Origin of the sequence: Delftia sp. RIT313 (assembly GCF_000632165.1) — a bacterium.
Classification (GTDB): domain Bacteria; phylum Pseudomonadota; class Gammaproteobacteria; order Burkholderiales; family Burkholderiaceae_C; genus Comamonas; species Comamonas acidovorans.
Map to the genome: position 1 here is coordinate 58,422 of NZ_JFYT01000002.1, position 16,561 is coordinate 74,982.

Consider the following 16,561-nt stretch of genomic DNA (forward strand, 5'->3'; position numbering starts at 1 on the left):
GGATCTCCTGGGGGACAAGGGAACGGGAACCTGGGAAAACTCGATGCAGCGGTTTCAGTCGAGCAGCGGGCTGCGCACGCGCGAGAAGCCGCCGGCCTGGTCATAGGCATGGCCGATCTGCAGCACGGCCAGATCGGCCTGCGCCGGGCCGATGATCTGCAGCCCGGCAGGCAGCCCCTGCGGCCCGAAGCCTGCGGGCGCGGCCAGGGCCGGCAAGCCGGCCATGGTGGCGGGCACCACGGTCTGCATCCAGCGGTGGTAGGTGTCCATCTCGCGGCCGCCCACGGCATGCGGCCAGTCCAGCGCCGCATCGAACGGGAAGACCTGGGCGGAGGGCAGCACCAGAAAGTCGTAGCTGTCGAACAGGCGGCGCAGGGTTTCGTACCAGGCCGAGCGCACACGCGCCGCGTCATAGACCGCCATGGCCGGCAGCGCCAGGCCGCGCTCGATTTCCCAGAGGGCCTCGGGCTTGAGCAGGGCATGCGTGGCCGGGTCGCGGTACAGGGCGGCGTTGGCCCCGGCCACGCTGAAGCTGCGCAGGTCGATCCAGGCGCGCCACAGGCGCTCGAAGTCGAAGGCCGGCACGGCCTCTTCCACCGTACAGCCGATGGTCTTGAAATGCCGCAGCGCCGCACGGCAGGTCTCCAGCAGGCCGGGCTCGGTGGGCAGGTGCCCGCCCAGGTCCCCCAGCCAGCCGATGCGCAGGCCCTTGCAGTCGCGCTGCAGCTGCGCGGTCCAGTCCTTGGGCGGCTCGCTGCGGCGCGTCAGCGGCAGGCGTGCATCAAAGCCTGCCTGCACGGACAGCAGCAGGGCCAGGTCGGGAATGTCCCGCGCCATGGGGCCGGCCACGCTGAACTGCTGGAAGAACACCTCCTCCGAAGGGCCATGCGGCACGCAGCCCACCGAGGTGCGCAGTCCGTAGACATGGTTGAAGGCGGCCGGCGTGCGCAGCGAGCCCATCATGTCCGAGCCATCGGCCACGGGCAGCATGCGCAGCGCCACGGCCACGCCGGCCCCGCCGCTGCTGCCGCCAGCGGAGCGAGAAGGATCGAAGGCATTGCGCGTGGTCCCGTAAACCGGGTTGTAGGTATGGCCGCCCAGGCCGAACTCGGGCGAATTGCTGCGTGCCACAAACAGCGCACCGCCTGCGCGCATGCGCTCGAACACCACGCAATCGGTCTGCGAGACCTGGCCCGCGAAGATGGGCGATCCCTTGGTCGTCACCATGCCGGCCGCCGGCATGATGTCCTTGGGTGCCTGGGGAAAGCCGTGCAGCGGCCCCAGGCTCTGGCCGCGCGCCAGCAGCGTGTCCAGCTCGCGGGAGCGGCCGCGCAGCCAGTCCCGGTCCAGCGGAGACACCAGCGCGTTGACCACGGGGTTGAGGCGGTCGATCTGTGCGCAATAGGCATCCAGCACCTCCACGCAGGACAGATCGCGGCCCTGGATGGCCTTTGACAGCGCGACTGCCGACATCTCCACGACGCCACCACCCCCGGTGGCCAGATCCGGCTGCTGCGTTGCGGTGCTTGCGTTTGGCTCCATGGATTTCCTCGTTTTTGTGACAGAACGAAGTCAGCATAAGCAGGCGAAACTATTTCGACAATCGCCTTTTTCTTGGCTTATCGTTGCGTTTTTCGCAAACCACGAGCAGGCCACCATGCTTTCCAACCGCCTACAGGACACGGCCCTGCGCTACTTTCTCGAAGTGGTGCGCAGCGGCTCGGTCAGCGAAGCCGCCACGCGGCTCAATGTCTCGCCCTCGGCCGTGAGCCGCCAGGTCGCCGGACTGGAAGAGATGCTGGGCGTGCCGCTGTTCGAGCGCCGCCCGCGCGGCATGGCGCCCAGCCCGGCAGGCGAGCTGCTGGCCGCCCACGCGCGCCGCGGTGCGCTGGAGGCCGACCGTGTGGTCTCCGACATCGAGGCCCTGCAGGGCCTGCGCCGGGGCGTGGTGCGTGTGTGCAGCTCGGGCGGCTTTGCCATCGAGTTCCTGCCACGCGCCATGGCGCTTTTCCGCGAGCAGTACCCGGGCATGCAGTTCCACCTGCGCGTGGAAGCCCCTGCCGCCGTGACCCAGGCCGTGCTGGGCGGCGAGGCCGATGTGGGCCTGACCTACAGCCGCGCGGCGGCACGTGACATCGAGGTCTGGCACCGCCAGGTCTCGCCCGTGGTCGCCATCATGCGGCCCGACCATGCGCTGGCCCGGCATGCCAGCATCACCCTGGCCCAGATGCATCCCCATGCCATTGCCCTGCCCGAGGACGCCAACACCGCGCGCCAGCTGTTCGACATCGCCTGCAGCCACCGCCGCCTGGTGTTCGAGCCCGCCCTGGTCAGCGGCCAGTTCGAGACCCTGGTGCACTTCGTGCTGCACGGCGGCGGCCTGTCGCTGGGCGGCGAGGTCACCATGCGCGAGCGCGTGCGCCGAGGCGAGCTGCATGCGACGCCCATCCGCGAGCGCGGCATGAATGCGCGCGCCATCGAGCTGCAGACGCTGTCCGGACGCACCCTGTCCAAGGGCGTGCGGGCCTTTGTGGAGCACCTGCGGGAACTGCTGCCGCCTGGGTAGGAGGAAGAGGAGAAGGGAACGAAGGAAGAAGAAGAAGAAGAAGGGGAACGGGTCTCAAGCGCAGCGGCAGGCGCTCAGGCCGGTCCGCCTTCCAGCTGGCGCTGCGCCCAATGCCACTGCGCCCGGCGTGTGGCCTGCCGCAGCCGCTGTGCCAGCGTCTGGCGCTCAGGCAGGCCGGGCAGGTACTCGGCCATCTGCACGCCGCGCAGTCCCAGTTCCAGCAACTCGATCTGCTCGGAGCTGTTGCCAGTGCACAGCACCATGCCCATCGGCGTGTTCTCGCCCTGCTCATGCTCATGCCGGTCCAGCCAGCGCAGGTATTGCTCCATCTGCTCCTTGTCCTCGGCCGTGAATTCGCCCACCTTCAGCTCCACCGCCACCAGCCGCCGCAGCTTGCGGTTGTAGAACAGCAGATCGAGGTGGAAGTCCTGCTCATCCATATGCATGTGCATTTGCCGCGCCACCAGGGTGAAGCCCGTGCCCGACCTCAGCAGGAAGGCCTCCATCTCGCGGATGATGGCGGCCTGCAGGTCGCCCTCCTGCCAGGCATCGTGCAGCCCCAGAAAGTCGAAGATGTAGGGATCGCGCATGAATAGCGCTGGCGACATGCGCTCGGTGCTGCGCGGCGTGACCGGCTCCTGCGCGATCAGCGCCTCGGCATCGCAGGGCAGCGCCAGGCGTTCATAGAGCTGGGAGTCGATGCGGCTGCGCAGCGTGCGTGCGCTCCAGCGCTCGAGGCTCGCCATGCTGGCGTAGTACTCGCGCTGCACTGGGTCCTTGAGCGCAATCAGCACTATGAAATGCGCCCAGCTCAATTTCCGGGTCGGCGAGACGACCAGGGGCTGGTCGGGAAACGCGGTGGAGAACTGCGTCATGCGCCACAGGTTCTTCTCCGAGAAGCTGCTGCCATAGTCCTGGACCAGATGACCGGCCAGCACCGGCAGGACCTCATCGCTGCAGCCTGCCTGCCGCACCTCGGATTCATGGCCATGGATGTGCTGGCCGATGTGCCAGTACAGCAGGGTGAGTTCACTGTTGACGTTGGCTGCCACGCGAAGCCGCGCGGCCTCGATCAGGTCCCGCACATTGCCCAGCAGGGCCTGTGACGATGCGAGCGCGGGAGAAACGGATATCTTGCGAGTGGTCATGTGGTCGCCCCCCTCCTGGTGGCGTGATGTCTGGATGTCTGGTGTCGGCGAAATCGATCCGGCCGACTATTGCGATGCGGCCTTGGCCAGTCAACGCCGCATCTGCATAACCAGACGATCTGACCCTGGCAGACATGAAAAATCAGAACATTCCTAGAGCCTGTTACGCACTTTCAAATACCCGCGCTTGCATGACAATGCACGCCACATCGATGGATACGCGCCCCCCACAATGAAAACCACCAGCATCGAACCCTTCTTCGCCACGCTCAAGGCCGCCAATCCCTCGCCCCAGACCGAGCTGGAATACACCAATGTGTTCGAGCTGCTGTCTGCCGTGCTGCTCTCGGCCCAGGCCACGGACGTGGGCGTGAACAAGGCCACGCGCAAGCTGTTTCCCGTGGCCAATACGCCCCAGGCCATCCTGGACCTGGGACTTGAAGGGCTGGAGGGGTATATCAAGACCATCGGCCTGTACCGCAGCAAGGCCAAACACCTGATGCAGACCTGCCAGATCCTGGTCGAGCGCCACGGCGGCCAGGTGCCGCGCACGCGCGAGGAACTGGAAGCCCTGCCCGGCGTGGGACGCAAGACCGCCAACGTGGTGCTCAACGTGGCCTTTGGCGAGCCCACCATGGCCGTGGACACGCACATCTTCCGCGTGGGCAACCGCACGGGCCTGGCGCCGGGCAAGACGCCGCTGGCCGTGGAGATGCAGTTGATGAAGCGCGTGCCCCCGGCCTATGCCGTGGACTCGCACCACTGGCTCATCCTGCTGGGCCGCTACGTCTGCCAGGCCCGCAAGCCACGCTGCTGGGAATGCGTGGTGGCGCCGTACTGCGACTACTCGCCCAAGACGCCTGCCCCGGCTGCGGGCAAGCGCTGAGCCTCAATCGGCCTTGAAGCCCGTGGCCGCCACGGCCTTGCCCCAGGTGACCGTATCGGCGCGCATGATGCGGGCGAGTTCGTCGCCCGTGGTGCCCGTCACGCGGAAACCCGCCTCCTCCAGCCGGCTGCGGCTGTCGGGCTGCTGCAGGGCGCGCACGATGTCGGCCTGCAGCCTGGCCACGATCTCGGGCGGTGTCTTGGCGGGCGCAACCACGCCGAACCAGGAATTGAACTCCAGCGACGGATAGCCCTGCTCCCGGATGGTGGGCAGCTCAGGCATGGACTGGGTGCGCGTGGCGCCCGTGCTGCCCAGGGCCGTGAGCTTGCCGGCCTTGACCTGGGGGGCGGCCAGGGCCGCCGTGGCGAAGACGGCCTGCACGTCGCCGCTGAACAGGCCGCCCAGGGCATCGTTGGTGTTCTTGTAGTGCACGGGCTCGGGCTTGAGCTGCACGGCATTGCCGAACATGAAGGCGCCGAAATGGCCGGGCGTGCCGGCGCCGAAGGTGGCGATGAACAGCTCCTTGCGCTGGCGCGCCCAGGCCACGAAATCGGGCACATTGCGGGCCGGCACTTTCTGCGGATTGACCAGCAGCACGAAGTCGGAGGTGACGACCTGGCTGACGGGCACAAAGTCCTTTTGCGGGTCGTAGGGCAGGCGCTGGTAGGTGTTGGGGGCAATGCTGAGCTGGCCGGTCTCGCCCAGCATCAGCGTGTAGCCGTCAGGCACGGCGCGTGCCGCCTCGCTGGCGGCGATGAGGCCGCCAGCGCCCGGCTTGTTGTCCACGACCACGCCCAGGTTGCCCCATTGCTCGGAGAGTTTCTGCGCGAGCAGGCGCGCCACGATGTCCGGCCCCGTTCCCGCAGGAAAGCCGACGAGCAGGCGCACGGGCTTGCTCGGAAAGGCCGGCTGGGCGCCGGCCACGGTCCAGGGAGCCAGCCCGGTGGCCAGCACGGCGGCAAGTGCGCAGGCCACGGCGGTGCGGCGCGACTTCGATGCCTGGTTTTTCATGTGTCTTGTCTCCTGCATTGTGGGTATCGAGAGGGGAAAGGCGCGGCTCAGAGCAGTTCGTGAAAGCGCATCTGCACGCGATCGGGATGGCGCGCGCCGGTGCCGAAGAACAGGCGCTCGTTGATCCAGGCCAGCGCACGGCTGGCCGTCTCCATGCGGGGCGCGCAGCGGAAATAGATGTGCGCGGGGTCCACAGGCTCGCCGCGCGCCAGCTTTGCCATGAGCGCCGGGTCGCCGCTGCGCAGCGCCTGGTTGCAGACATAGATCAGGTCGCCGGCATCGGTCTCCAGCACATAGCGCGCATCGAGCTCGGCCAGCCCGCCGTGCACGATGCGCTGGAAGTCCGCGCCTCCGGGCAGCACGCGCGCGCTCCAGCCGTCGCCCCGGGCCGTGCCGCCCAGGATGGGGATCAGTCGGCGCCCGCCGTGCGCGGTGGCACCGACCTCCTGCGGCGGGCCCACCTGCACGCTAAGGTCGGCGAAGAAGCGAAAGCGCGGATCGGGCAAGGCCGCAAGCTGCGGCACGTCATCTGGCATGGTTCTGGGGCTCCGGTGGATGGAATCGGGACCTAGCATAAGCACCATTGCCCGGGCCGGCCGTCATCCCGGAAGATGACAACGCCCTGCCCGCCCCTGCTATCCCTTGAGACACTGGACCGCCCCCTCCGACACCCCTGACGCCAGCGCCCTGGGCGCCCATGCGTCCGGCCATGCGTCCGGCCACGTGCCCAGCCACGCCATCGGCCACATGGTCGCCAGCCTGGGCGAGCCCGGCTTCGCCCGGCAGGTGCTGGAGGCCATGAACCCGCTGCTGCCCGCCGCCTCCTGGTCGGTCTATCGCACGGGCCCGCGCAGCCGGCCGCAGCTGTTCCTGTCGGCCAGCAGCGAGGCGCGCGACACCACGCGCGACTGCTGGTGGGCCTATCTCTCGGGTCCTTATCTGCGCGACAGCACCTGGAACCACGGCGACGCCGGCCCGGCACGCGCCACGGTGCTGTGCCACATCACGGCCCAGGAGGTGGAAGGCGAGCACCGCGCCCTGGTCTACGACGCGCACGGCATGGCCGAGCGCGTGTCCATCGTCGAGCACCAGGACGACGGCGGTGTGTTTGCCGTCAACTTCTACCGCCACCAGCACCAGAGGGCACTGGGCGATGCGCAGATCGACCGCTTCGGGAGCATGGCGCCCGTGCTGCTGGCCCTGGCGCACAAGCACATCGCGCTGACGCAGGCGCAGCCCGCCGTGGTAACGGCCTTGGCCTCGGCCCCGGCCACCCCACCCAGCCAGCCCCGGCAGCGGCAGACACTGCCGGCCCTGCGCATGCGCCTGCTGCAGGCACAGCCCGACCTGACGCCGCGCGAACTCGATGTCTGCGCCCGGCTGCTGCAGGGCATGACGCATGAGGGCATTGCCTGCGACTTGTGCCTGAGCCTGCCCACCGTCAAGACCTACCGCAACCGCGCCTTCGCGCGGCTGGGCATCCACTTTCGCAGCGAGCTGTTCGCGCTGGCCATGGAGCCGCAGGGCTGAGGCCTTGCGTCAATCCAGCGATGCGCCGGACGCCTTGACGATGCGCGCCCACTTGGCGATGTCCTCGCGCAGCAGGGCCGCCATCTGGGCGGGCGGCACGGGCCTGTCCGCCGGCCCGGCCAGCTCCACGCCCGAGGCTTCCAGCCGGGTGCGCAGATCACTGGCCGCCAGCGCGCGGGCCATGCCGTCCTGCAACTGCGCCAGCACCGGCGCGGGCACGCCTTCAGGCGCAAACAGCCCCACCCACAGCGTGCCGTTGTAGCCGGGCACGGTCTCGCCAATGGTGGGCACATCGGGCAGCAGCGGCGATCGCGCCGCGCCGCTCACGGCCAGCGCACGCAGCCGGCCGGCCTGGATATGGGGCAGCGTTGACGGCAGGCTGCCGAACAGCAGCGGCACCTGCCCGCCCAGCACATCGTTGAGCGCGGGCGCCACGCCCTTGTAGGGCACATGCTGCAGCTGGATGCCCGCCATGCTGTTGAGCATCTCGCCCAGCAGATGGTTGAGCGTGCCGTTGCCGGCCGAGGCATAGCGGAACTCGTCGGGCCGGCCCCGGGCCATGGCGATCAGCTCGGGCACGGATTTGGCCGCAAAGCCGGGATGGGCCAGCAGCACATTGGGCACGGAGCCGATCAGGCCGATGGGCCGGAAGTCCTTCACCGGATCGAAACCCGGCTTGCGGTACAGCGCGGGGTTGATGGCCTGGCTGCTGCTGATGGTCATCAGCAGGGTATGCCCGTCGCGCGGCGCCTTGGCCACGGCCTGGGTGCCGATGTTGCCGCCCGCGCCGGGCCGGTTCTCGACCACCACGCTGGCGCCCAGCACCTCGGTCAGCTTCTGGCTCACCAGCCGGCCCACGATGTCGTTGGTGCCGCCCGGCGCCTGCGGGACGATCATCACGATGGGCCGCGCGGGCCAGGCCTGGGCATGGCCCAGCAGGGGCAAGGCGAGTGCAGTTGCCAGCAGGCTTCGGCGGCGCAAAAGGCTCGACGGCAGGGGAAAGGAAGAATCCGGCATGGTCATGTCTCCATTTGTTCTTGTCGCAAGCCCGCATGGTTGCCCGTGCCGGGCCAGCGCACAATCGCGCATTTCCTGACCCGGCCTTCGGAATTGACAAAGCCTTGACCCCGCCCATGCCCTCTTCGCCCTTCATGCCCCTCATGCATTTCGACCTGACGGATCTGCGCCTGTTCGTGCATGCCGCCGAACTGGGCAGCCTCACGCGCGCCTCGCAAAGACAGCACCTGTCCCTGGCCGCAGCCAGCCTGCGCATCAAGGCGCTGGAGGAGCAGGCGGGCATGCCCCTGCTGTACCGGGAGGCGCGCGGCGTGCGGCCCACGCCGGCCGGCGAAGCCTTCCTGCACCACGCGCGCGGCATGCTGCTGCAGTCCGAGCAGCTGCGCCACGACCTGCAGGAGTACGGCGCCGGCCTGCGCGGCCATGTGCGGGTGTTTGCCAACACCACGGCCGTGACCGACTTTCTTCCCGAGATCCTGCCCGCCTTTCTTGCCGACCACCCGCGCGTGAACGTGGACCTGCAGGAGCGGCCCAACGCCGAGATCGCACGCGGCGTGCTCGACGGCCGGGCCGACCTGGGCATCGTGGCCGGCCAGGTGGACACGCTGGGCCTGCAGACCATCCACTTCAGCACCGACCGGCTGGTGCTGGCCACGCCGCGCGGCCACCGCTTTGCGCGGCGCAAGCGCATTGCGTTTGCCGAGACGCTGGACGAGGACGCCATCGGCATGCAGCAGGGCAGCACGCTGCAGACATTTCTGGCAGGTATGACCGAGCGCCTGGGCAAGCCCATGAAGCTGCGCATACAGCTGTCCAGCTTCGACGCCATGTGCCGCATGATCGGCGCCGGCGTGGGCATAGGCATCGTTCCCGAGAGCGCCGCGCGGCGCAACCGCGAAAGCATGGGGCTGGCGCTGATCGATCTGACCGACGCCTGGAGCGTGCGCGAGCGCCGCATCCTCGTGCGCGACCAGGGCCGGCTGCCGCGCCATGCACAGGCCCTGATCGAGGTGCTTCAGGCCTACTACGCCGCGCCTGCCGTCTCCTGAGCCTGCGACGCACCCTGCTCCACCAGGCTGGACAGCGAAAGAACCTGCCCGCCGCCCGCATCGAAGTTGCCCGGCTCCAGCCAACGCTGGTAGGCCGCGCGCAGCGCCGGCCATTCGCTGTCGATGATGGAGAACCAGGCCGTGTCGCGGCTGCGGCCCTTGTAGACCACGGCCTGGCGGAACACCCCCTCGAACCGGAAGCCCAGGCGCGCCGCCGCGGCACGCGACGGTGCGTTCAGGCTGTCGCACTTCCACTCGTAGCGGCGGTAGCCCAGCTCGTCGAAGGCGCGCTGCATCAGCAGGAACTGCGCCTCGGTGGCCGCACGCGTGCGCTTGAGCTGGCGCGAGTAGCAGACAAAGCCCACTTCCATCACGCCGCTGGCCGTGTCCACGCGCATCAGCGCCAGCGAGCCGATGGCACGGCCCGTGGCCAGGTCGATGACGGCGTGGTGCAGCGGGTCATCGCTGGCCTGGGCGGCCTCGGCAAAGCGCAGATAGGCCTGGGCATCCGCGAAGGGGCCTACCGACATGTAGGTCCAGTCGCTGGCGTCCGGCGCCTGGCTGAAGGCATCGAACAGATCGGCTGCATGGCGCGCGGCGGACAGCGGCTCCAGCCGGCAGTAGCGGCCTTGCATGGGCGTGCGCGGCGGGCGCTGGCGCGGGGTCCATCCGGGAAGGTCGTGGCCTACGGGTTGGGAGTGGGCATTGAGTGCGGGGGGCATGGGAGATTCCTGCTCAGGTCATTTGGCAGGGCCACGATAGCGCTGGCGTGGCATCATGGAAAGTGCCATATTTCAATTTTTTCATGGTGCCACACCACACCCTCCATGCCCGCCCCTGACCTGCTGACCAGCCCCTTGCTCACCGGCGCCGGCGCGCCGCCCCGCCAGCGCCAACTGATCCAGCGCCTGAAGCAGGCCATCCTGGCGGGCCGCCTGCCGGCCGGCGACCGCCTGCCGGCCTCGCGCGCGCTGTCGGAGGATCTGGGAGTCTCGCGCAACACCGTGCTCATCGCCTACGAGCAACTGGCGGCCGAAGGCTATGTGGTCGCCGACCGGCAGGGCACGCGCGTGGCGGCTGTATCCACCCATTCCACGGCAGCCGCCGAGGCGGCAGCCGCGCCCCCTTGCGCACCCCGCACGGCCCGGCGCCTGGACCGCATCGCGCCCACACGCCACGCCATCGACCGCAACCTGCCCCTGACGCCGGGCACGCCCGCGCTGGACAGATTCCCCCTGCCCGCCTGGCGCCGTTCGCAGGACCGCGCATTGCGCCTTCCCGCCAACGCCACGCTGGACTATGGCGATCCTGCGGGCGAGCCCGCACTGCGCCAGGCCATTGCGCAGCACCTGCGCATCTCGCGCGGCGTGCGCTGCGATGCCTCGCGCATCATCGTCACCGAAGGCGCCCAGGGTGCGCTGGACCTGTGCGTGCAACTGCTCACCAACCCGGGCGACCATGCCTGGCTGGAGGAGCCCGGCTACCGGGGCGCCAAGTCGGCCTTTGCGGGGGGAGACCTGTGCGTCAGCACACTGCGCGTGGATGCGGATGGCGCAGCCATTGCCCCCGGCCTGTGGGACAGCCATCCTCCACGGCTGATCCAGATCACGCCGTCGCACCAATATCCCACGGGCGCCGTGCTGTCGGTGGCGCGCCGGCTGGACCTGCTGGAGCGCGCGCGCCGCGCGGGCGCCTGGATCATCGAGGACGACTACGACAGCGAATTCCGCCACCAGGGCACGCCCATCGCAGCCATGCAGGGCCAGGTGCCGGATGCGCCCGTGCTCTATGTGGGCACCTTCAGCAAGACCATGTTCCCGGCACTGCGCCTGGGCTTTGTGGTGCTGCCGCAGGCCCTGGCCACCAGCGCGGCATCCGCCGTGCAGGAGATGCTGCGCGGCGGCCACCGCCTGGAGCAGCTGGCCATGGCGGACTTCATGGAAAGCGGCCAGTTCTCGCGCCACCTGGGGCGCATGCGGCGCCTGTACCGCGAGCGCCAGGCGGCCCTGCGCGAGGCGCTTGCCACGCAACTGGGCGTGGAGCATGAGGTGCTGGGCGGCCACGGCGGCCTGCATTTGACCGTGCGGCTGCCGCCGGACCTGTCCGACCGTGCCATCGTGGAGCAGGCGCGGCGCGCCGGCATGAACCCGGGCACCCTCTCGTCCTTCGCCCTGGCACCGCTGCCCCAGGACAACGGCCTGGTGATCGGCTATGGCAACACCGATGCCGCGCGCTTCGGCGCGCTGGTCAGGCGGCTGGGCAAGCTGGCGGCAGCTGCGTTACCGAGCTAGCCGCGGCGCGGCTCCAGCGGCTATGCCTCCTCCGAACGCGTGCTCACCCCTGCCTGCGCAAAGCTGGCCATCTCGCCCAGCATGGCGCAGGCCGACACCAGCAGCGGCCAGGCCAGGGCCGCGCCCGAGCCTTCGCCCAGGCGCAGCTGCCAGTCCAGCAGCGGCTCGGCACCCAGGTGGGCCAGCATGCGCACATGGCCGGGCTCGCCCGAGCGGTGCGAGAAAACGCAGCGCTCCAGCACGGCCGGCTGCAGGCGGCTGGCCACCAGCACGGCGGCCGTGGTGATGAAGCCATCGACCACGATGACACGGCGCTCGGCAGCGGCTTGCAGCACGGCGCCTACCATGGTGGCAACCTCGAAGCCGCCCATGGCCGCCAGTGCGTCCAGCGGTTCCGTGGCCTGGGCGTGCAGTTGCAGCACCTCCTGCAGCACCCCGAGCTTGCGCGCCAGCCCGGCCGCATCCAGGCCGGTGCCCGCACCCGTGACCTCGGCCAGCGGTTCGCCGCACAGCCGCGCCAGCAGCAAGGATGCGCTGGAGGTATTGCCGATGCCCATCTCGCCCAGCAGCAGCGCATTGCCCGGCAGCTGGCGCACCAGGGCCATGCCGTTGCGCAGGGCCATGGCGCATTCGGTGGCCGTCATGGCCGGGCCCTGGCTGCAGTCGCGCGTGCCGTAGCCCAGCTTGCGGCGCCACAGGCGCGGCTGGCCGGGCTGGGGTAGCTTGTCGTCGGGGTCCTGCTCGCGCGCGGGAAAGTCGCGTGCCACGCCGCAGTCCACCACGTTCAGCGCCAGCCCATGCTGGCGCGCCAGCACGCTGACGGCGGCGCCACCGGCCATGAAGTTCTCGACCATCTGCCAGGTCACATCCACCGGATAGGCCGACACGCCGCGCGCAGCCAGCCCATGGTCGGCCGCAAACACCAGCATCTGCGGCTGCTGCAGCACCGGCCTGTCCTGACCCAGGATGCAGGCAATGCGCAGCGCCAGCTGCTCCAGCCGCCCCAGTGCGCCCAGCGGCTTGGTCTTGTGGTCTATGGCGTGCTGCACGCGCTGGGTGAAGGCGGCATCGGCCAGGGAGGCGATGGCGGGCACGGCAGCCGCAGAGTCGGTAGTGAGGGTTCGCATGGAAAAAGGGCTCGGGCCCGGTAAAGGCGGAAGGCAAAAGCGCAAGTATCGCGCGCCGCGCAGGCCCGCAAGAATCCTGCAGGCGCGGGTTGCAACAGCAGCAAACCTGCATTGCGCCCATGCAAACAGCAACGGACTATTGCCAAGCTGAACTGGAAAACCACAGTCCTGGCAAATAGTCAATTTCAATTTACCAAGTTTCAGTGATTTTGCAAAAATCCACAATTTCGCAGAATCGGTACAAGTCCAGCCACATTTCCCCTCACCTTGCCCTGGACCTGCACGACATCAGGCCAGGTCACCTCGCACACCCGGACAGCCCTGGTAGCGCCGCCAAATACCGCGCCCCTGCCGGAGGCTTGGCCGACAGGAGCCATCCTTCAAATGCCTTCCCCTCTTTTTGTCCGTCGGCCAATGCCTCACACTTCGGCCGGTTCGGTGGCCCTTGCCACCACCGCCGTTCTCGCCCTGCTTGCCGGCCCTGCCGGGGCAGCGGACATCAGCCTCACGCCCCCCGCGGGTGGCGGCGTGATCATCTACTCCGCACCCAACACCCCGGCGCTGCGCGTACAGCCCACGGGAGAGGTGCAACTGCCCGGGCTGCCCGGCACACCCGCCACATCCACCAGCCACGTATGCCATGACGCCAGCGGCAGTCTGGGCCGTTGCGATCCCGCCTCCACGCAGGGCGCGCAAGGACCAAGGGGCGACGCAGGCCCTACCGGCGCTACAGGACCGGCAGGTGCTACCGGCGCCACAGGCCCCGCCGGTGCCACCGGCTCTGCGGGGCCCACCGGCGCCACTGGACTTGCCGGAGTAACGGGGCCGGCAGGCGCTGCCGGAGCCACCGGCTCCGTCGGTGCCACCGGACCTGCCGGCGCTACGGGAGCCACGGGCGCCACCGGCCCGGCCGGTGCCACCGGACCTGTCGGCATTACAGGCGCAGCAGGCGCTCCAGGTAGCCCGGGAGCGGTCGGCGCGGCGGGCGCCGATGGCCGGGAATCCCTGATGGTGACCCAGGTCGAAGCTGCTGGCGCCACCTGCGCCACGGGCGGTCAGCGCATCAGCCAGGGCCTGGACACCAACCGCAACGGCGTACTGGATGCAGCAGAGATCACCAGCACCAGCTATGTATGCAATGGCCTTCAAGGCTCGGTGGGCGCGCAGGGTCCCATGGGACCGACGGGCATGGGTGGTGTCACAGGTCTGGCCGAAGTGCGCCACGGCTGCGTTGCACCCGATCCGGGCGACGCCACCAAGGCCGTCATCCGCAGTGGTGCAGGCTATGCAGCAGCACGCAATGGCGCGGGCGGCCCCTTCACGATCGCCTTCAACCCCGCCGTAGCCCCGGGCAGCTACACCCTGCTGCTGGACAGTCGCACCAACAAGGGCCGGGCCGTGGCCATCACGGCTATGGGGGACCCCGTTGCCGGCATCGCTCTGGCGCCCGGCTGGGTGGACCCGGAGAAAGAAACGCTGGATCGCATCTGCTTCATGCTCGCCCGTTGATACAAGCTACGCCCCTATAGCCTCCCAGGATCCGCCATGTCCCAGAACTCGACCTCTTTGCCGCGCAAAACCGCTCTCGCGCTGGCCGTCACGCTGTCAGCGTCCTTCATGCCTTCAGCCCACGCAGGATCAGAATCTTACGTCGGTGAACTTTTTCTCTTCGCGGGCAACTTCTGCCCTCGAAGCACGTTGCCGGCCGCAGGCCAGACGCTCGCAATCAGCCAAAATACCCCTTTGTTCTCGCTACTTGGCACGACGTATGGAGGCGACGGCCAGATCACCTTCAGACTCCCCGATCTGCAAGGACGTGTTCCCGTGGGCACAGGCAGCGGCCCGGGGCTGTACCCCACCAGCCTGGGCCAGATCGGCGGCACTGAGACCCAGACGCTGACGCAGACCCAGATGCCCATGCATACGCACACGGCCGTTGTCACCTCAGGCGTTCCCGCCAGTACCCAGGAAGCGACCCATGCCACACCCGCTCCCGGCAGAATGCTGGCCCAGGCGCAGAATGCAGGCATCTATCGGGAAACTGCGACAGCCGACGTGACTCTTGGCAATTCAGCGAACGTCAGCGTAGGAGTTGCAGGAGGCAGTCAGCCTTTTTCCATACGCGACCCCTACCTGAGCATGCAGTGGTGCATTGTGGTTGACGGGATCTATCCACCCCGGCCTTGACTGCCGGGTGCGAGGGCCTGAGTGCCGGCCCGTTCTGAGACAATCGCTGCCACACGTGTCTCCCCAGCCCCCCACCCCCTCCATGACGGTTTCCTTCTCGGCCATCCAGCCCGGTCTCAAGCTTGCGGACCAGGTTGCCCGGCAGCTGGAGGCGCGCATCCGCGCCGGCAATCTGCAGCCGGGGCAGAAGCTGCCGACCGAGGCCGAGCTCGTGCAGCAGCTCGAGGTCAGCCGCACCGTGGTGCGCGAGGCGGTGTCCCAGCTCAAGTCGCGCAACCTGGTGGAATCGCGCCAGGGCAGCGGCGTGTTCGTGAAGGCGGCAGGCATAGAGCCACTGGACTTCGAAGGCCTGCCGGCGGCTGGCAGGAATGCGCTGATCCAGATCACCGAGGTGCGCCGCGCGCTGGAAGCCGAGGTGGCCGAGCTCGCGGCGCGGCGGCGCAGCGAAGAGGACATGCAGCGCATCCACGATGCGGAGAGCGCCCTGGCCGAGGCCGTGCGGCTGGGCCGTGATGGCGTGGAGGAGGACATGGCGTTTCACCGCTCCATTGCCCAGGCTTCGGGCAACCCGTTCCTGATCAGCACGCTGGACTACCTGTCTCAGTTCCTGCGCGGCGCCATGCGCATCACGCGCGCCAACGAGGCGCGGCGCGAGGACTTCGGCAAGGCCGTGGAACGCGAGCACCACAGCATCGTGCTGGCCATCGAGGCCGGCGACCCCAAGGCCGCGCGCAAGGCCGCCGCCACGCACATGGGCAACGCCATAGACCGCATCCACCGCGCCGACGCCAGCTTCTGGGAGCAGGACGGCGAACGCCTGGCCCGCGACATCCTGGCCGCCAAGCCCTGAACCACCGAAACCACCCCTTGGCGCATGGCCAAGGGTTTTCACCTTGTTTGGGTTTTTGCGCAAAATTTGTATGATGACCTGATGACAATATCAGTCACACCTCTTTTTGCAGTCGGCACACCTGGCCTTTGCCTGGGCGTTCACCCATGAGCGACGAATCCCGCATCCGCGAGCAGATCTGCGCCACCGGCGCCAGCCTCTACCAGCGCGGCTACACCGTCGGCGCGGCCGGCAACATCAGCGCGCGCCTGCATGACGGCTGGCTGATCACCCCCACCGACGCCTGCCTGGGCCGGCTCGACCCGGCCGAGCTGTCCAAGGTCGATGCCAGCGGGCAGTGGGTCAGCGGCGCCAAGCCCTCCAAGACCCTGGTCCTGCATCGGGGCATCTACGGCAACGACGGCGAGGCGCGCGCCGTCATCCACACGCATTCCACGCATCTGGTGGCGCTGACGCTGTACGGCGTCTGGCGCGAGGACGAGGTGCTGCCGCCCATCACTCCCTACCAGGTCATGAAGGTGGGCCGCATCCCGCTGATCCGCTACCGCCGCCCCGGCGACCCGCAGGCCGCCGCCGAGGTGGCCGCGCAGGCCGGCCAGGTGCGCGGCGCCTTGTTCGAGCGCCTGGGCCCCGTGGTCTGGGAACGCTCGGTGGAGCAGGCCAGCCATGTGCTGGAAGAGCTTGAGGAAACCGCAAGGCTCTGGCTCATGACCCATCCCCGGCCGCAGCCCCTGGACGCGGCCGCCATCGACGAGCTGCGCACCACCTTCGGGGCGCGCTACTGATTTGCACCGCGGCGCCCACGGCCGCATTCCACCACCCAGCCCATCCACAGCCGCGCAGCCGCCAGGCGGCGCATCAAGCGGCGAACTAAGCGGCGAACCCAAGGGAGACTTGAA

The 16,561-nt window shown here is 68.9% G+C and carries 16 protein-coding genes; 9 read left to right on the forward strand and 7 right to left on the reverse strand.

The features are described 5' to 3' along the window. Window positions 1-54: 54 nt before the first annotated feature. Window positions 55-1,542 (reverse strand): amidase, encoded by a 1,488-nt coding sequence (locus BW39_RS02095; RefSeq protein ID WP_043819381.1) that lies wholly within the window; start codon window positions 1,540-1,542, stop codon window positions 55-57. Between the two features lie 115 nt (window positions 1,543-1,657). Between BW39_RS02095 and BW39_RS02100 the strand changes: the two genes are divergently transcribed. Beyond that, complete coding sequence (locus BW39_RS02100) at window positions 1,658-2,566, forward strand: LysR family transcriptional regulator (RefSeq protein WP_043819383.1); 909 nt, start codon at window positions 1,658-1,660, stop codon at window positions 2,564-2,566. Window positions 2,567-2,640: 74 nt separating this feature from the next. Here BW39_RS02100 and BW39_RS02105 read toward each other — a convergent pair whose 3' ends face one another. Then, window positions 2,641-3,714 carry a PDDEXK nuclease domain-containing protein gene (locus BW39_RS02105; RefSeq protein WP_043819385.1) on the reverse strand — a complete coding sequence of 358 codons (1,074 nt, stop codon included), beginning with the start codon at window positions 3,712-3,714 and terminating at the stop codon, window positions 2,641-2,643. A 232-nt stretch (window positions 3,715-3,946) separates the two neighbouring features. Here BW39_RS02105 and nth point away from each other — a divergent pair, with 232 nt between their 5' ends. Next, on the forward strand, window positions 3,947-4,600 hold the full coding sequence (gene nth, locus BW39_RS02110) for an endonuclease III (RefSeq protein ID WP_043819386.1): 654 nt from the start codon (window positions 3,947-3,949) through the stop codon (window positions 4,598-4,600). 3 nt (window positions 4,601-4,603) lie between these two features. Here the strand turns inward: nth and BW39_RS02115 are convergent, their stop codons facing one another. Next, on the reverse strand, window positions 4,604-5,611 hold the full coding sequence (locus tag BW39_RS02115) for a Bug family tripartite tricarboxylate transporter substrate binding protein (protein ID WP_012204671.1): 1,008 nt from the start codon (window positions 5,609-5,611) through the stop codon (window positions 4,604-4,606). Between the two features lie 47 nt (window positions 5,612-5,658). After that, a complete protein-coding gene (locus tag BW39_RS02120) occupies window positions 5,659-6,147 on the reverse strand; it encodes a DUF3237 domain-containing protein (RefSeq protein ID WP_043819387.1) in 489 nt (162 codons plus the stop codon). A gap of 106 nt (window positions 6,148-6,253) precedes the next feature. Here BW39_RS02120 and BW39_RS02125 point away from each other — a divergent pair, with 106 nt between their 5' ends. Continuing rightward, window positions 6,254-7,141: a helix-turn-helix transcriptional regulator gene (locus tag BW39_RS02125; RefSeq protein ID WP_442854777.1), complete on the forward strand. Its 888-nt coding sequence runs from the start codon at window positions 6,254-6,256 to the stop codon at window positions 7,139-7,141. Between the two features lie 9 nt (window positions 7,142-7,150). Here the strand turns inward: BW39_RS02125 and BW39_RS02130 are convergent, their stop codons facing one another. Next, window positions 7,151-8,158 (reverse strand): tripartite tricarboxylate transporter substrate binding protein, encoded by a 1,008-nt coding sequence (locus BW39_RS02130; RefSeq protein WP_043819525.1) that lies wholly within the window; start codon window positions 8,156-8,158, stop codon window positions 7,151-7,153. 143 nt (window positions 8,159-8,301) lie between these two features. On the opposite strand from BW39_RS02130, the gene BW39_RS02135 reads away from it, so the two are divergent. Beyond that, the gene (locus BW39_RS02135) at window positions 8,302-9,207 is read left to right on the forward strand and encodes a LysR family transcriptional regulator (protein ID WP_200871498.1); all 906 of its coding nucleotides are present in this window, start codon (window positions 8,302-8,304) and stop codon (window positions 9,205-9,207) included. Here the strand turns inward: BW39_RS02135 and BW39_RS02140 are convergent. Next, window positions 9,183-9,929, reverse strand: coding sequence for a GNAT family N-acetyltransferase (locus tag BW39_RS02140; RefSeq protein WP_043819393.1), 747 nt, complete (start codon window positions 9,927-9,929; stop codon window positions 9,183-9,185). The genes BW39_RS02135 and BW39_RS02140 overlap by 25 nt on opposite strands. Before the next feature lie 105 nt (window positions 9,930-10,034). Between BW39_RS02140 and pdxR the strand changes: the two genes are divergently transcribed. Next, on the forward strand, window positions 10,035-11,498 hold the full coding sequence (gene pdxR, locus BW39_RS02145) for a MocR-like pyridoxine biosynthesis transcription factor PdxR (RefSeq protein WP_043819395.1): 1,464 nt from the start codon (window positions 10,035-10,037) through the stop codon (window positions 11,496-11,498). A 20-nt stretch (window positions 11,499-11,518) separates the two neighbouring features. Here pdxR and cobT read toward each other — a convergent pair whose 3' ends face one another. Further along, window positions 11,519-12,625, reverse strand: coding sequence for a nicotinate-nucleotide--dimethylbenzimidazole phosphoribosyltransferase (gene cobT, locus BW39_RS02150; protein WP_043819397.1), 1,107 nt, complete (start codon window positions 12,623-12,625; stop codon window positions 11,519-11,521). A gap of 414 nt (window positions 12,626-13,039) precedes the next feature. On the opposite strand from cobT, the gene BW39_RS31845 reads away from it, so the two are divergent. The 4 genes from BW39_RS31845 (at window position 13,040) to otnC (ending at window position 16,447) form a co-directional block, all read left to right on the forward strand. Continuing rightward, a complete protein-coding gene (locus BW39_RS31845) occupies window positions 13,040-14,134 on the forward strand; it encodes a collagen-like protein (RefSeq protein WP_235264141.1) in 1,095 nt (364 codons plus the stop codon). Window positions 14,135-14,170: 36 nt separating this feature from the next. Further along, the gene (locus tag BW39_RS02160; protein ID WP_043819401.1) at window positions 14,171-14,812 is read left to right on the forward strand and encodes a phage tail protein; all 642 of its coding nucleotides are present in this window, start codon (window positions 14,171-14,173) and stop codon (window positions 14,810-14,812) included. 82 nt (window positions 14,813-14,894) lie between these two features. Continuing rightward, complete coding sequence (locus BW39_RS02165; RefSeq protein WP_043819403.1) at window positions 14,895-15,662, forward strand: FadR/GntR family transcriptional regulator; 768 nt, start codon at window positions 14,895-14,897, stop codon at window positions 15,660-15,662. Between the two features lie 146 nt (window positions 15,663-15,808). Next, the gene (otnC, locus tag BW39_RS02170; protein ID WP_043819405.1) at window positions 15,809-16,447 is read left to right on the forward strand and encodes a 3-oxo-tetronate 4-phosphate decarboxylase; all 639 of its coding nucleotides are present in this window, start codon (window positions 15,809-15,811) and stop codon (window positions 16,445-16,447) included. The last annotated feature ends 114 nt before the right edge of the window (window positions 16,448-16,561 follow it).

What these genes read in the sequence shown, in the direction of transcription:
- BW39_RS02095 (WP_043819381.1), bottom strand. Translation starts at nt 1,542, where the DNA reads ATGGAGCCAAACGCAAGCACCGCAACGCAGCAGCCGGATCTGGCCACC.
- BW39_RS02100 (WP_043819383.1), top strand. Translation starts at nt 1,658, where the DNA reads ATGCTTTCCAACCGCCTACAGGACACGGCCCTGCGCTACTTTCTCGAA.
- BW39_RS02105 (WP_043819385.1), bottom strand. Translation starts at nt 3,714, where the DNA reads ATGACCACTCGCAAGATATCCGTTTCTCCCGCGCTCGCATCGTCACAG.
- nth (WP_043819386.1), top strand. Translation starts at nt 3,947, where the DNA reads ATGAAAACCACCAGCATCGAACCCTTCTTCGCCACGCTCAAGGCCGCC.
- BW39_RS02115 (WP_012204671.1), bottom strand. Translation starts at nt 5,611, where the DNA reads ATGAAAAACCAGGCATCGAAGTCGCGCCGCACCGCCGTGGCCTGCGCA.
- BW39_RS02120 (WP_043819387.1), bottom strand. Translation starts at nt 6,147, where the DNA reads ATGCCAGATGACGTGCCGCAGCTTGCGGCCTTGCCCGATCCGCGCTTT.
- BW39_RS02130 (WP_043819525.1), bottom strand. Translation starts at nt 8,158, where the DNA reads ATGCCGGATTCTTCCTTTCCCCTGCCGTCGAGCCTTTTGCGCCGCCGA.
- BW39_RS02135 (WP_200871498.1), top strand. Translation starts at nt 8,302, where the DNA reads ATGCATTTCGACCTGACGGATCTGCGCCTGTTCGTGCATGCCGCCGAA.
- BW39_RS02140 (WP_043819393.1), bottom strand. Translation starts at nt 9,929, where the DNA reads ATGCCCCCCGCACTCAATGCCCACTCCCAACCCGTAGGCCACGACCTT.
- pdxR (WP_043819395.1), top strand. Translation starts at nt 10,035, where the DNA reads ATGCCCGCCCCTGACCTGCTGACCAGCCCCTTGCTCACCGGCGCCGGC.
- cobT (WP_043819397.1), bottom strand. Translation starts at nt 12,625, where the DNA reads ATGCGAACCCTCACTACCGACTCTGCGGCTGCCGTGCCCGCCATCGCC.
- BW39_RS31845 (WP_235264141.1), top strand. Translation starts at nt 13,040, where the DNA reads ATGCCTCACACTTCGGCCGGTTCGGTGGCCCTTGCCACCACCGCCGTT.
- BW39_RS02160 (WP_043819401.1), top strand. Translation starts at nt 14,171, where the DNA reads ATGTCCCAGAACTCGACCTCTTTGCCGCGCAAAACCGCTCTCGCGCTG.
- BW39_RS02165 (WP_043819403.1), top strand. Translation starts at nt 14,895, where the DNA reads ATGACGGTTTCCTTCTCGGCCATCCAGCCCGGTCTCAAGCTTGCGGAC.
- otnC (WP_043819405.1), top strand. Translation starts at nt 15,809, where the DNA reads ATGAGCGACGAATCCCGCATCCGCGAGCAGATCTGCGCCACCGGCGCC.